We start from the raw sequence: 13,665 nt of genomic DNA, 5'->3' as shown, positions 1-13,665 counted from the left end.
TAAAAGCGTTGTAGAATACGAATATGAATTTTCCAAATAAAAAAGTCCCATAGGGGCAGGTCGTGACCTGCCCGTAAAATTTATTATGAAAAATAGAAAAAGGAATCGGTTGAAAGGATATGATTATTCCAAGGATAATTTATATTTCGTCACAAATTGTGTGAAAAATAATTTGTGTTGTTTGGGGTGTGTGATTCCCGTAGGGGCAGGTCGCGACCTGCCCGTACATCATCCCGAAAATCATCATCCCGAAATCCAATATGAGGTTGAATTAAATCAATATGGAAAAATTGTTGATGAAAGAATCCAATGGTTAATTAGCCAATATCAATATGTTAATATTCATAATTATGTCGTAATGCCCAATCATTTGCATTTAATTTTAGAAATTGATAGTCAAAAAGTGAAAGAGCAAGATGTGAAAATAAAATCCCTTTCCAGTCTAATGGGTGCCATGAAAACAACGTCATCTAATAAAATCCATGAAGCTGGCTTTGTAGATTTTGCATGGCATCGTTCATTTCATGACCATATAATTAGAGACGAAAAATCATATGCCAATATTTTTAATTATATTTCGAATAATCCTAATAATTGGCATAAAGATAAGTTTCATAAAAGAGATTAGAACAATTCCAATTGTGTAGGTTGTGGCTCTTTGGGAACTTCTGCTCGTCCCCAAAAGTTCATAATATTGCCAAATTGTTTATCGGTTATTCTTAAGGCACTTACTTTACCTAAAGGGGATAATAGTTTTTTATGCGAGAATATTGCATCATACTAAACCCATTTTTGATGATGTTTTTTCTAAAGCCCGCTGTATTTTTGCGGTCTTTTGGTAAGTGTTCCCAATAAAGCAGACTTTGTTTCGGTATTAAGTTATTGGTCATCATAATGTTATAAACAGCTTCGTCTACAAGCGATAAAGAAACTTTTTACAAGCGTAATTAATGGGTTTTGAAGTCAGCATATGACGCCGTTACAAATACATATAATGGTTTGTTGTACCCTGGATATTTGGATATATAGGACAAGCTTAAGCTGTTTACTTCTTCTTATGCCGCTTATTATAATTCTTATCCCCTCTGGTTTTGGGCTTTTTGTATTTAGCAGCAATTTTGAATTTGTACGAACCTCCTAAATTTTCTTTTGAGTTTTTTTCAGATTTCTCATGAAACGCAGGGCCAGGAGCATCTGCATCACTTCGTTTTATGGGGTTGTAATGTTCCTTTATTTGTGGGCGTTCTTCTTCAATGAGTTCGGTAGACACTTCAATATTTTCAGGGAAATCCACTAACGAAATACTCATGTTCATTAAGTCTTCAATCTTTGTAACCGACTCTTGTTCGCTTTCCGTAGAAAGTAAAATAGCCGTGCCTTCACGTTCGGCTCTACCCGTTCTACCTATACGATGCATATAGTTTTCGGGGTAATCAGGAGTGTCAAAATTGATGACATGGGATACGTTATCAATATCCAAACCACGTGCCATCACATCGGTAGCTACCAATATGCGGTTATCACCATTTCTAAATTGCTCAATACTACGCAAACGGTAATTTTGGGTTTTGTTGGAGTGTATCACACACAATTCTTCATGGAATAGCTCGTCTAATTTTTCAAATAAGCGGTCAGCCATTTTTTTATTAGACACAAATATTAAAACCTTAGTGAAAATTTCAGTATCTATTAATAAGTGTTTAAGTAAATTGACTTTCGTATAAAAATTAGGCACATTGTAGCGCGATTGGATGATATTATCAAGGGGCGTACCTGAAACGGCTATAGAAACACGCTCCGGACTTTTAAAGAAATCGTTAATTATGACATCGACATCTTCTGTCATGGTTGCCGAAAACATGATGTTTTGACGTTTCTCAGGCAATAGATCGAAAATATTAATCAATTGGTGTCTAAATCCTAAATCGAGCATCACATCTACTTCATCAATCACCAATTTTTGTATCGATTTTAATTGTAACACACGGCTTAAAGCCAAATCATACAACCTACCTGGGGTTGCTACCAAAATATCTACACCTTGAGCGATGGCTTGTTTTTGGGTGTTAATGTTGGTGCCACCATAAACACCTAACACACGGGTATTCATGTATTTTGCAAGATTTTCAATATCGTTAACTACTTGCACCACCAATTCGCGGGTGGGTACTAAAACCAAAATACGCGGACTTTCTTGTGTTGAAAATTTTAAATGTTTTAAAATAGGCAACATGTAAGCAAAGGTTTTACCAGTGCCTGTTTGTGCAATACCAACAATGTCGGTTCCGGAACAAACCACGTTAAAAGCCTCGGCTTGTATGGGTGTTGGGGTTGTAAAGCCTAAATCGGTTAAGGCCTTATATAAAGGGGTGTTTAAATTTAAATCTTCAAAAGTCACGGTGCGCTGTTTAACTGGCAAAGTTACGTTTATTATTTTTTAGTTGATAAAGCTCGTTTAAATAGTTTGCTTATGGGAATTAGATTCTTTTCAATTAAAGTTTAAGAAACTGTTTAAATTTTATCTAAAAGTTATTTTTTGTTTCTTTTTGCCCCATATTTCGTTGAATTTTTTTCTAATAGCTCAGCTATTAAAAAAATCCGCCTCATTTGATCCAAAAATAATTCAAAAAAGCATCAATAAACAAAACTTAAACAGTTTCTAAGATCTGAAATTTAAAATAAAGGTTGTTCCAACATTCACTTCACTTTCTAAACTTATATTGCCTCCTAAACTATTCATATAACTATTCACCAAGTATAAGCCTATACCTTTACTGTCCGGGTGGTCATGAAAACTTTGGTTTAACCCAAAAATTTTTCCGCCAACCTTTTCCATATCAAAACCAAGTCCGTTATCCGAAAAAATAATACGAACAAAATGATCCACTTTTTTAGAGGTAATAGTAATTATTGGAGTAATCCCGGGCCTAGAATATTTTATGGAATTGGAAATTAAATTGAGAAATATACTTTGCAGATAGAAAGCATTGGAATTTATATTTGGCACTTCCGAAAAATCTATATTAAAAATAGTTTTTGAATCTTTGATCAAAGCCCTCAAAGGTTCAATGGTAGTGTCAAGGATATTTTTTAGAGTGATATTTTCAACTTTTACGTTCAGTTTATCTTCTTTATTTAAAAGATCAATATGCTCATTTAAAGTGTTTTTCAACTGAAAAGCCGACGTTTCCAGCATCTCTAAATAAACCAGGGTCTCTTCATTTTGGATTGTCGAGGTATCTATTAAACTTACTAGCGAAATTAAATTATTTACGGGAGTCCTTAGGTCGTGGGAAGTTGTATAGGTTAATTGTTTGAATTCGGCATTGACTTTTGTAAGATTTGCAAGGAGCGTATTTCGCTCTTCCTCCAATTTTTTAATATGGGTGATATTTTTTGCAATGGCATAAATTAAATTTTGCGATGGTTCGGGAATAGATGTCCAGGTAAGCCATACAATTTCACCATTTTTCGTGATATAACGGTTTTGAAAGTGTAACAATGGAACTCCTTCCAAAATCAGGGCCCGCGTTTCAGCTGTATTGCGCTTATGCTCGGGATGTACAAAATGGCTTATGGGACTGGCAAATAATTCTTCCCGGGTATATCCCATTAACTTAATAAATGCAGGATTAACTCTTCTAAAAAACCCGTCATAGCCCGCAATGCAAAGAAAATCTGTTGATGATTCAAAAAAAGGTTCAAGGTTAAAGTGTTTATCAATATCTAATGACGTTTTCTCAGAAATTGGTATGTTATGGTATTCGTTTTTCATTTACCCTTAGGAGTATTAAAAGTTATTTAAAAAATTAACCTGAGGGAGGGTTGAATTATGAGCTTACTGACTGTATTTTAATTTTTATGCTACTGCTGTGGTGATTTCTATGTTCGACAATTAAAAAATTACAATGGGGAACTATTGTGTCTTATCTTAAACTCGTTTAGAAATTCTTTTGTAATTGGTTTTTCCTTCATGGCCACTATGTTTTTATCATTCTTTGTTGTAGCCACATCCCGCTCGTCAATTGATGAGGATATAATGTATACCCTACAATATTTTTTCAGTACAGTTGACAATTTATCATATGCTACAATAAACTCAAATCCGGACATCCCAGGCATGTATATATCTACAAAAATGACTTCGGGCAACTGGGAAATGTGTTCCTGATTTTCCTGTAAATATTTTAATGCCTCAAGAGCAGAAGAATATTGCAACACTTTTTTTCCGAAATGGTTCTTTGTAATCAAACGGGAAGCAATATAGAGGTCTATGAGGTTATCGTCTATAATCATTACATTTTCAAACCGGTATGATTGTTCTTCTTTCATTCTTTTAAATTTTTTAACGTAATTACAAAGGTGGTTCCTACTCCTTTTTCAGACTTAATATCAATAGTTCCATGCATTTTATCCAGCGTTTCCTTGACTATATAGAGCCCAACACCGGAACCGTCGGTATTGCCCGGCAAACGATAAAACATTTCAAAAATTTTATCGTGAAATTCAGGGTCTATACCAATGCCATTATCGGAGATACTGAGGTTTAATTCATCCTTGTTCGATGTGCCGGTAAGTTTAAGATATCTTCCGGAAGCCTCTTTTGTATGGTATTTAATAGCATTGGAAACAAGATTTTCAAGAACTGTATTAAAACGATGCCAATCGGAATAAAAGGGGTGTTTCTCGTCAATATCAATCTTAAAAGAAATGCCACTGGCATCTTTTATGTTGCGTACTGAGTTTACAATGTCATGGATGGTTTTCTTAAGGGGGATGTTTTGAGTTTCAAGTTTGGTGCGGTTATTTTGTGAGTAATTGAGGATGTTTTTAATGAATCCGTCCAGGCGGTTTATGCTAGTCCGTATCATTTTTACCTGTTCAAGGGTGTCAGGTTCCTTGCTGTCTTCTTCAATAAAAGAAATTAGACCGAGAATAGAGGTGAGTGGGGAACGTAAATCATGAGAAACACTATAGACAAAGCGGTCCAGTTCTTTATTTGTTTTAACCAGTTCCTTATTAGAATGGCATAATTCTGTCGCCCGTTTTTCATTCTCCTCATTTTGATGAGCGAGTTCTTTGATTAATTTTCCGAGTTTTTCATTTGTGTTTTTTCGTTCGGTAATATCGGTAACCATGGCCAGACCTCCTTTATAAATACCTCCATCATCAAAAAGTGGATTTGATGAAATTTGAGTCCAAACGTCTTTACCAGATTTTGAAATATATTTAAACTGTAATTGATCCGTATATCCTTTTTTTTTCTTTTGCATTAATTGACCAGCAATTTGCTTTGCATCTTCGTCCATAAAAAAATAGATGTCTTTTCCCGTCATCTCATCTTGGGTATATCCCAGAATTTCACAAAGTTTATTATTGACAAATGTGGTCCTGTTGTCTTCATCTATCACCCAAATACCTTCTTGTGCAGTTTCCACGATCTGACGAAATTTTTTTTCGTTTTCCTTGAGAATCTTTTCTGATTTTCTGCTTTCAGTGATATCAATCAGTACATTAACAGCACCAATTACCTGCCCAGTTGAATCCGTATAAGGTACTGGATAGGGCAATACATTTAGCTTATCACCATTGGGACGCTCTATAGTCATTTCCTGATTGGTAATTTTGCGACCTTCCTTTAGGGCTCTAACCATTGGGTACAAGTCGATAGGAAGTGGTTCGCCGTTTTTACTGTAGATTTTCATAGATCCGCACCACATATCTACGCCTATTTCTGGTTCTCTACCCCATAAGGTTACCGCTGCCTTATTATATAGTAGGATGCGTCCTTCAAGGTCACAGGAATAGGTGGCAATCGGTAAATTTTCAATGAGCTCCTTATAGCGTTTTTTGCTTTCCTCAATTTTTTTGCGTGCCAGTACCAGCTCAGTCACATCCGATGCAAAAAAAAGGATTCCATCTATAATACCCTCCTCATTTCTATTCGCCTGATAAATAAAGTTCAAATAGGTGCCAACAAGTTCTCCGTTTCTATGATGGTCAAATTGTACAAGCATCTCATTAGCCGAAAATGTTTCCCCGGTTTCATAAACCGTGTCTAAGATTTCTAAAATCCCCTGTGCCTCAAGTTCTGGTAATACGTCCTTTACGGTCTTACCAATAACATCTTCGACACCTATTAACTCTAAATACAATGGATTTGCCAATTCATACACATGATCAGGACCTTTTAATATACCCATGCAAGAAGGCGCTTGAAAGTATAGATCATTGAAACGCTGTCTTTCAATGTCAAGCGATAATTCCAATTGTTTTTTATCTGTTACATCTTCAATTGAATGTAAAATGTGGGTAATATTGTTAGTATCATCAGTTAATGGAATATTCCAAACATTGGTATATTTGATTTTAAATTTTGAAGTCCCACGAATAGGGATGTCATATTTTTGAAGCGGCATTTTATCCGATTCCTTTTTGGAGATCACAAAATGCAGGGAGTTTTTTAATTTTTCAACGCCTTTTGAAATCCTATCTTCCGGGTTTTCAGGAAATGCTTCAAAAATACCTTTCCCTATTAAATCTTTTTCAGTTGAATTTACTGCTTCCAGATAAGCATCATTAACTGCTACAATGGTGAATTTTGGAGCGTCAGGAAGGAGAATTAAATTAGGGTGGGGCAAAAGTTGAAAGATATGGTCAAATTGGGGGAGGAAGCGCATCATTTTGTAGGTATTAAAACATTTGAGGAAATGCAAGGTAGGGTATTTATATCACCTAATTTTTTTTATTCTTAAATTTTTAATAAAATCAATATGTAGGAAGATTTTTTAAGTTTTATTGGGAAGGAATAGAAATTGTTGAAATAGTTTCTTTGGTTTTAAAATCTTGATTTAAGTTATGTGTATTATGCTATTTAGTTAAATTAGTTTAAAATAGTCCGTTTATAATTTTATGTGAATTCTTATAGGAAGTATTAATTGTTATTCTTTGAAAAAGTAAATTTGCTTTTCGGCTAGATGTAAATCATTGAAAACGGTTCATATTCATAGGATAAGCGTAACCCGAAAAATTAATTATTTTCAAATAAGAAGATTCTCATTAACCTCAATACCATACCCAGCCATAAAAGTCTCATTAGCAGCCAAAGTTAAAATCCCTTCCTTGGTTTTTAAGTCTTGATTGGTGGCTTCATTATCGGCAATTCCTAACCAAGGTTCTATACAAACATAATCGCCTGTTGGTTTTGCCCAAATACCCAAATAGGGAAAATCATTATAACTAACCGATAGTACTTCACCATATACTTTACTTTTTAAAGCAACTTTTTTAGATTTCAAATCTTTAAAAATAAGGGCGTCTTCATTAAACAAATCGTGGGTTAGTGGTAGTTTGTTTGAATGATTAAAAACTGGTTTTGTTTCTGCTGAAATGAGTCCGTTTGCCATATTAATAAGATGGGTTTTTGAAGTTTCGGCATGTTCAAATTCTAAGAAATAATCTTCATACTGTTCATTTTCAAACACTGGACATTTAAATGCAGGATGTCCACCAACCGAAAAATACAGGGGTTTATCATCTAAGTTTTTAATGGTATGAATGACGTCAATGCGGTTGCCAACCAGCTTATAAGTGATATAAAACTCAAACTTAAATGGATAATTTTTTAAAGAGTCTTCACTGTAACTTAATTTAAAGCTGAGACTATCGGACGTTTGTTGGTGTAAAATAACGGCGTTGTTATTTCTAACGATGCCATGTTTTGGTAGTTTATATTCTTGGTTTTCAAAAATATAAGTATCGTTTTTTAATGCACCAATAATAGGGAATAGGTTAGGGGCAAAACTCCCCCAAACGGTTGGGTTGGCGTCCCACATAAATTCCGTGTTGTTTCTTACGGAAGTGATTTTGCACAATTCAGCACCTATTTTTTTTACTGCTATTTTAAGTTGCTTGTTTTCTAATGTTACCATGTAAGTGAAATTTAAACTAATGTACAAAACTTGTAATTTTTTAAGGAACTGTTTAAGTTTTATTTATTGATGCTTTTTTGAATTATTTTTGGGTCAGATGAGGCGGATTTTTTTTTAATAGCAGAGCCATTAGAAAAAAATTCAACGAAATATGGGTCAAAAAGAAACAAAAAATGGCTTTTAGATAAAATTTAAACAGTTTCTAAGGAATCTAACTAACTTTACAGCTTAAATTTTAGAATTGAGAACAAAATACGCCCATATGGTTAAAAACCCCCCATTATTTAAGCTGCAATTATTGCATTGGGCACAACAGTTTGATGACGTTGTTTGGTTGGATTCCAATGATTACGAACAGAACTACTCCAACTACGATGCGGTTTTGGCAGTTGATGCCTTTACAAGCATTCAAACCGATTACCATGAAGCTTTTGAGAAGTTAAAAGAATACCAAACCCATGTAAACGATTGGATTTTTGGTTATTTGACGTACGATTTAAAAAATGCCGTAGAAGACTTAAAATCAAATAATTTTGACGGCTTGCAATTCCCGGATTTATACTTCTTTCAACCTAAAAAGCTATTCTTTTTTAAGGGAAATCAAGTTGAAATGCAGTATTTAAATATGATGGACGACGAATTTGAAAGTGATTTGAAGGCGGTTCAACAAATGAACGCATCCACAAATCAACAAATCAACAATCCTATTAAAATAAAGCTCCGCATTCACAAAGACGAATACTTCGAAAAGATAAATGCTATGTTGGGCCACATCCATCGTGGCGATATTTACGAAGCAAATTTTTGTCAGGAATTTTATGCCGAAGACACGGAAATAAACCCTTTAGAAACCTATAATAAGCTTAATACGATTTCAAACCCGCCATTTGCCAGCTTTTTAAAGATTAATGACAAGTATTTGCTATCGGCATCACCGGAGCGCTATTTAAAAAAGCAAGGCAACACCATCGTTTCCCAACCCATAAAAGGCACAGCCAAACGTTCCGAGAATATTGAAGAGGACAAGCAGCTAAAACAGGAGTTGTTGGACAACGAAAAGGAACGTAGCGAAAACATCATGATTGTAGATTTGGTACGTAACGATTTATCTAAAACCGCCATTAAAGGTAGTGTGGAGGTAGAAGAATTATGCAAAATTTATACGTTTGATCAAGTGCACCAAATGATATCGACTGTAAAATCTAAAATAGAATCTACAACCCACGCCGTAGATGTTATAAAAAGCACATTCCCAATGGGAAGTATGACAGGAGCTCCAAAAATTTCGGCAATGAAGATTATTGAAGCATTGGAGGAAACCAAACGGGGACTCTACTCGGGCTCAGTGGGATATTTTTCACCAACGGGCGATTTCGATTTTAATGTGGTTATAAGGAGTATTTTATACAATGAAACCAAAAAATACGTGTCTTATTCTGTTGGAGGCGCCATCACAACAAAAAGCGACCCGCTAAAAGAATACGAAGAATGTTTGGTTAAGGCCAAAGCCATGCGTGAGGTTTTGGAAAATTAATCGATGTGGTTGTTGAAATTCTTTTTAATTTCATCAAAAATATGCACAATCCTTTTGGTTTCTATTGATTTAATTTTTGAAATTTCTTCAAAACTGAGTTTCCCAAAAACAAATAAATCTACAATATTCGACACATTTAGTGGTAGCCAACTGTATAAATTGCCTAAGGTTTTTTTATGATTGTTTAAAGAAATGGCGTTGGTGTCAAGTGCATTTAAAACAGAATTACTGTCATCATCATATAAAAATAAATGCTTGGAATGTCCGTTTTGCTGATACGAAATATCATCTAAATCTTCATTCATTACATAATCGAAACCGTCATCAATGGTGTAATTTTCTTCTAAGGCATCCAGTTCTTCTACTAAAATTGAGTTCGTGCTTATCGTGTTTTTATGAAACGCTTCTTTTTTGAAAATAGCATCCAAATCGGCATCAACTATTTTAAAAAGTTTCAGTTTTAAAGTATTTGTGTCAATATCAATATCGTAACCTTTTTCATAAAACTTTGCGATACTTTCGTCTATGATACCGTTTGAGGCATACATTTTTTTAGGAATAATACCTGTAGATTCTGCAATATAAAGTCTGTGTTTAACATAAGGATGTAATTGTTGTGAAGCAGAAACCACTTTTTTGTTAAAAGCAGTTTGAGTTGCTTTTTCGTTTAATCTTTCTATTGAACTCATAATGCCTGAATTAAATATGTGTTTCTAAATTTACAAAATTCTGTAGAATATATGATGATGAAAATCAGTTTTAACTTAGGGCTTCAAAATTTGTAAGCAGCTAAACTTTGTGCTTTTGCTTCTTTGCAAGATTAAAATAAACCTTAACTTTGAAATATGATAAAGACCTTTCAAGACCATATAGATTCCAAGCTTTCATTTTTAAAAAGCAGCAAGTTACTTCTTGCTATTTCTGGAGGGATTGACAGTATGGTTTTAACGCATTTATGTTATAAAACAGGCTTAAATATTGCTCTGGCCCATTGCAATTTTAATTTAAGGGGAAAAGAAAGTGATGCTGATGAAGATTTTGTGTTGCAACTGGCAGAAGATTTGGAATTAGAGGTTTTTGTTGAAAATTTTGATACAGAGGCTTTTGCCGAAGATGAAAAACTGAGTATTCAAATGGCAGCAAGAATGTTAAGATATCTTTGGTTTTCAGAACTTACAAAGCAGCTTAATTTTGATTATATTTTAACTGCTCACCACGCAGATGATAATCTTGAAACATTCTTTATTAATTTATCAAGAGGAACTGGTTTGGATGGTTTATTGGGGATTCCTGAGGTAAATAATAACATTGTGAGGCCATTGCTGCCTTATTCGAGGGAAGACATTGAAAATTATGCTAAGGAACATAAACTAAAGTGGCGGGAAGATAGTAGTAATAGCTCAACCAAATATTTGAGAAACAAATTGCGTCATGATGTGATACCAATACTTAAAGAAATAAACCCTCATTTTTTACAGAATTTTGCCAAAACCCAAACGTTTTTAAATGATTCTAAATTTATAATTGAGGATAAAATTACAGATGTTACTAATAAAGTAATCAAATCAATTGATGCGTACACTGTTGTATTAAATATAGAGGAAATTAAGAAATTAAGTCATCCTAAAGCCTATTTGTATGAGCTATTAAAGAATTTCGGATTTACGGAATGGCACGACGTCTTTAATTTATTGGATGCACAATCAGGAAAGCAAATCCTGACAAACACACACCGATTAATAAAAGACAGGAATAGTTTGTTGTTGAGTGAAATCCATGCGGATGATAGTCAAACCATACACATTTCAGAAACAGATAAAATAGTCGAAACCCCTTTTGGAGTGTTAGTTTTTGAAGAAGCGGATGCGGTTTTAGAAACCCCGAAAACAGTTATTTATGTCGATAAGGATTTATTAAAATTTCCTTTAACACTTAGAAAATGGGAAGAGGGTGATGTGTTTTATCCACTAGGAATGACAGGAAAAAAGAAATTAAGCAAATATTTTAAAGACGAAAAATTCTCGTTGTTGGATAAGGAAAACACCTGGTTGTTATGTTCGGATGATGCCATTGTTTGGGTTATAAATAAAAGAGCAGATAACCGATTTCGAGTTACAGACACTACAAAGCACATTTTAAAAGTTGAATTGAAATAATTTGCCATACTGAACACAGTTGAAGTGTCTTATTAACTAAAAAACTTTAGTACATGACAAAAATCCAAATATATTCAGATGTCAGTCTGAGCGCAGTCGAAGACATTGGAAATATTGTTTTTAATTGTATTTCGACTGAGCTATGTGACACTTTCTATTTTTGTCATGTACTAAACTAAAAATCATAATTTGAAACTACAAGGCAACATCGTCGACATCCAAAATAAGCGCATTTTTAAAGGTGAAATCACTATTAAAAATGAAAAGATTTTTTCTATTGAAGAAAAGCAACATGATGTTGAAGTTTATATACTTCCTGGTTTTGTTGATGCACATATCCATATAGAAAGTTCTATGTTGGTTCCTAGTGAATTTGCACGTTTAGCCGTAATCCATGGCACCGTAGCAACGGTTTCAGATCCGCACGAAATAGCCAATGTGTTAGGTGTTGAAGGTGTTGAGTTTATGATAGGGAATGGTAAAAAAGTACCATTTAAGTTCCATTTTGGAGCACCTTCTTGTGTGCCTGCAACAACTTTTGAATCGGCAGGAGCCGTTATAGATTCAGATGCTATAAAAACACTTTTGGAGAACCCCGATATCAAATATTTGGCAGAAATGATGAATTATCCCGGCGTGTTGTTTGATGATGCCGAAGTGATGAAAAAAATAGCTTGGGCTAAACATTATAATAAGCCAGTGGATGGGCACGCACCGGGATTAAGAGGTGATGCTCTTACCAAATACATTCATGCGGGTATGACTACCGACCATGAATGTTTTACCCATGATGAAGCTTTGGAAAAGTTGCAAAAAGGCATGAAAATCCTCATCCGTGAAGGCAGTGCTGCCAAAAATTTTGAAGCTTTAATAGGTTTAGCATTTGAACATTTTGAAAACATGATGTTTTGTAGTGACGATAAGCATCCAGACGATTTAATACTCGATCATATTAACAAGCTTTGCACCAGAGCCGTAGCCAATGGTATAGACGTGTTTAAAGTGCTGCAAATGGCATGTGTTAACCCAGTGAAACATTATAATTTGGATGTAGGCTTACTACAGGTAGGCGATGCTGCAGATTTTATAGTTGTTGAAGATTTAATAAATTTCAAAACCATTCAAACCTATATAGCTGGGGAGTTGGTATTTGATAAAGGAAACTCTTTAATCAACCCCGTTTCTTTTGAAAACCTGAATCATTTCAACTGTAATAAAAAGGAAGTTTTAGATTTTAGATATGAGTCTTCCTCAGTGAAAATCAGGGCTATTGAAGCTTTAGACGGCCAATTGGTAACCAATGAAATCATTGAAGAAGCTTTAATTAAGGATGGGAATATGATTTCAAATACCGAAAAAGATATTTTAAAAATGACGGTTGTTAACCGGTATCAAAACCAAAAGCCAGCGATGGCATTCATAAAAAACTTTGGCTTAAAAGAAGGAGCTATTGCGTCTTCAGTTGGACACGATTCGCATAATATTATAGCGGTTGGTGTTTCAGACGAAGCTATTTGTAAAGCGGTTAATTTACTTATTGAACATAAAGGGGGTATTTGTGCGGTTTCTAATTCCGAAGAAAAAATAATTGCGCTTCCAGTTGCAGGTATTATGAGTGACAAAGACGGAGATACTGTTGGAAAACAATACGCAGAACTTGATAACATGGCAAAACAATTAGGGAGTACACTACATACACCCTACATGACCTTATCGTTTATGGCGTTGTTGGTTATCCCATCATTAAAACTCAGTGACAAAGGACTTTTTAATGGAACGGATTTTAAATTTACCTCTTTAACAATTAATAATTAATAATGAATAATTAATGGTTGTACGAAATATTGAATAATTTTCATCTAACAATCTAACAATCTAACAATCTAACAATCTAACAATCTAACAATCTAACAATCTAACAATCTAACAATCTAACAATCTAACAATCTAACAATCTAACAATCTAACAATCTAACAATCTAACAATCTAACAATCTAACAATCTAACAATCTAACAATCTAACAATCTAACAATCTAACAATC

10 protein-coding genes are annotated in these 13,665 nt (G+C 34.2%); 4 read left to right on the top strand and 6 right to left on the bottom strand.

Annotated features, from left to right (window positions below; genetic code table 11):
* Positions 1-85 precede the first annotated feature (85 nt).
* Positions 86-628 carry a transposase gene (locus CJ739_RS18865; protein WP_117178155.1) on the top strand — a complete coding sequence of 181 codons (543 nt, stop codon included), beginning with the start codon at positions 86-88 and terminating at the stop codon, positions 626-628.
* Positions 629-1,045: 417 nt separating this feature from the next.
* Here the strand turns inward: CJ739_RS18865 and CJ739_RS18855 are convergent, their stop codons facing one another.
* From CJ739_RS18855 to CJ739_RS18835, 5 genes are all read right to left on the bottom strand, one after another.
* A complete protein-coding gene (locus CJ739_RS18855) occupies positions 1,046-2,398 on the bottom strand; it encodes a DEAD/DEAH box helicase (protein ID WP_117179139.1) in 1,353 nt (450 codons plus the stop codon).
* Positions 2,399-2,659: 261 nt separating this feature from the next.
* The gene (locus CJ739_RS18850; protein ID WP_117178153.1) at positions 2,660-3,775 is read right to left on the bottom strand and encodes a sensor histidine kinase; all 1,116 of its coding nucleotides are present in this window, start codon (positions 3,773-3,775) and stop codon (positions 2,660-2,662) included.
* Between the two features lie 128 nt (positions 3,776-3,903).
* Complete coding sequence (locus tag CJ739_RS18845) at positions 3,904-4,332, bottom strand: response regulator (protein WP_117178151.1); 429 nt, start codon at positions 4,330-4,332, stop codon at positions 3,904-3,906.
* On the bottom strand, positions 4,329-6,683 hold the full coding sequence (locus CJ739_RS18840) for a PAS domain-containing sensor histidine kinase (protein WP_117178149.1): 2,355 nt from the start codon (positions 6,681-6,683) through the stop codon (positions 4,329-4,331). Before CJ739_RS18840 ends, CJ739_RS18845 begins: the two co-directional genes overlap by 4 nt.
* Before the next feature lie 357 nt (positions 6,684-7,040).
* Complete coding sequence (locus CJ739_RS18835) at positions 7,041-7,931, bottom strand: aldose 1-epimerase family protein (protein ID WP_117178147.1); 891 nt, start codon at positions 7,929-7,931, stop codon at positions 7,041-7,043.
* A 262-nt stretch (positions 7,932-8,193) separates the two neighbouring features.
* On the opposite strand from CJ739_RS18835, the gene pabB reads away from it, so the two are divergent.
* Positions 8,194-9,465, top strand: a complete 1,272-nt coding sequence (gene pabB / locus CJ739_RS18830) for an aminodeoxychorismate synthase component I (protein ID WP_117178146.1) — start codon at positions 8,194-8,196, stop codon at positions 9,463-9,465.
* Here the strand turns inward: pabB and CJ739_RS18825 are convergent.
* Entirely contained in the window at positions 9,462-10,154 is a 693-nt protein-coding gene (locus CJ739_RS18825; RefSeq protein ID WP_117178144.1) for a hypothetical protein, read from the bottom strand. The genes pabB and CJ739_RS18825 overlap by 4 nt on opposite strands.
* Before the next feature lie 156 nt (positions 10,155-10,310).
* Here CJ739_RS18825 and tilS point away from each other — a divergent pair, with 156 nt between their 5' ends.
* Together tilS and ade are read left to right on the top strand one after the other, a co-directional pair.
* Positions 10,311-11,621 (top strand): tRNA lysidine(34) synthetase TilS, encoded by a 1,311-nt coding sequence (gene tilS / locus CJ739_RS18820; protein ID WP_117178142.1) that lies wholly within the window; start codon positions 10,311-10,313, stop codon positions 11,619-11,621.
* A 189-nt stretch (positions 11,622-11,810) separates the two neighbouring features.
* Entirely contained in the window at positions 11,811-13,436 is a 1,626-nt protein-coding gene (ade, locus tag CJ739_RS18815; RefSeq protein ID WP_117178140.1) for an adenine deaminase, read from the top strand.
* Positions 13,437-13,665 lie beyond the last annotated feature (229 nt).

The sequence above is a fragment of the Mariniflexile sp. TRM1-10 genome (genome assembly GCF_003425985.1).
Lineage (GTDB): Bacteria > Bacteroidota > Bacteroidia > Flavobacteriales > Flavobacteriaceae > Mariniflexile.
This window is presented reverse-complemented; position numbering and strand designations above follow the sequence as displayed.

Bases quoted from the DNA above. Each gene is read 5' to 3' on its own strand.
- CJ739_RS18865 (WP_117178155.1), top strand. From the start codon at position 86: ATGAAAAATAGAAAAAGGAATCGGTTGAAAGGATATGATTATTCCAAG.
- CJ739_RS18850 (WP_117178153.1), bottom strand. From the start codon at position 3,775: ATGAAAAACGAATACCATAACATACCAATTTCTGAGAAAACGTCATTA.
- CJ739_RS18845 (WP_117178151.1), bottom strand. From the start codon at position 4,332: ATGAAAGAAGAACAATCATACCGGTTTGAAAATGTAATGATTATAGAC.
- CJ739_RS18840 (WP_117178149.1), bottom strand. From the start codon at position 6,683: ATGATGCGCTTCCTCCCCCAATTTGACCATATCTTTCAACTTTTGCCC.
- CJ739_RS18835 (WP_117178147.1), bottom strand. From the start codon at position 7,931: ATGGTAACATTAGAAAACAAGCAACTTAAAATAGCAGTAAAAAAAATA.
- pabB (WP_117178146.1), top strand. From the start codon at position 8,194: ATGGTTAAAAACCCCCCATTATTTAAGCTGCAATTATTGCATTGGGCA.
- CJ739_RS18825 (WP_117178144.1), bottom strand. From the start codon at position 10,154: ATGAGTTCAATAGAAAGATTAAACGAAAAAGCAACTCAAACTGCTTTT.
- tilS (WP_117178142.1), top strand. From the start codon at position 10,311: ATGATAAAGACCTTTCAAGACCATATAGATTCCAAGCTTTCATTTTTA.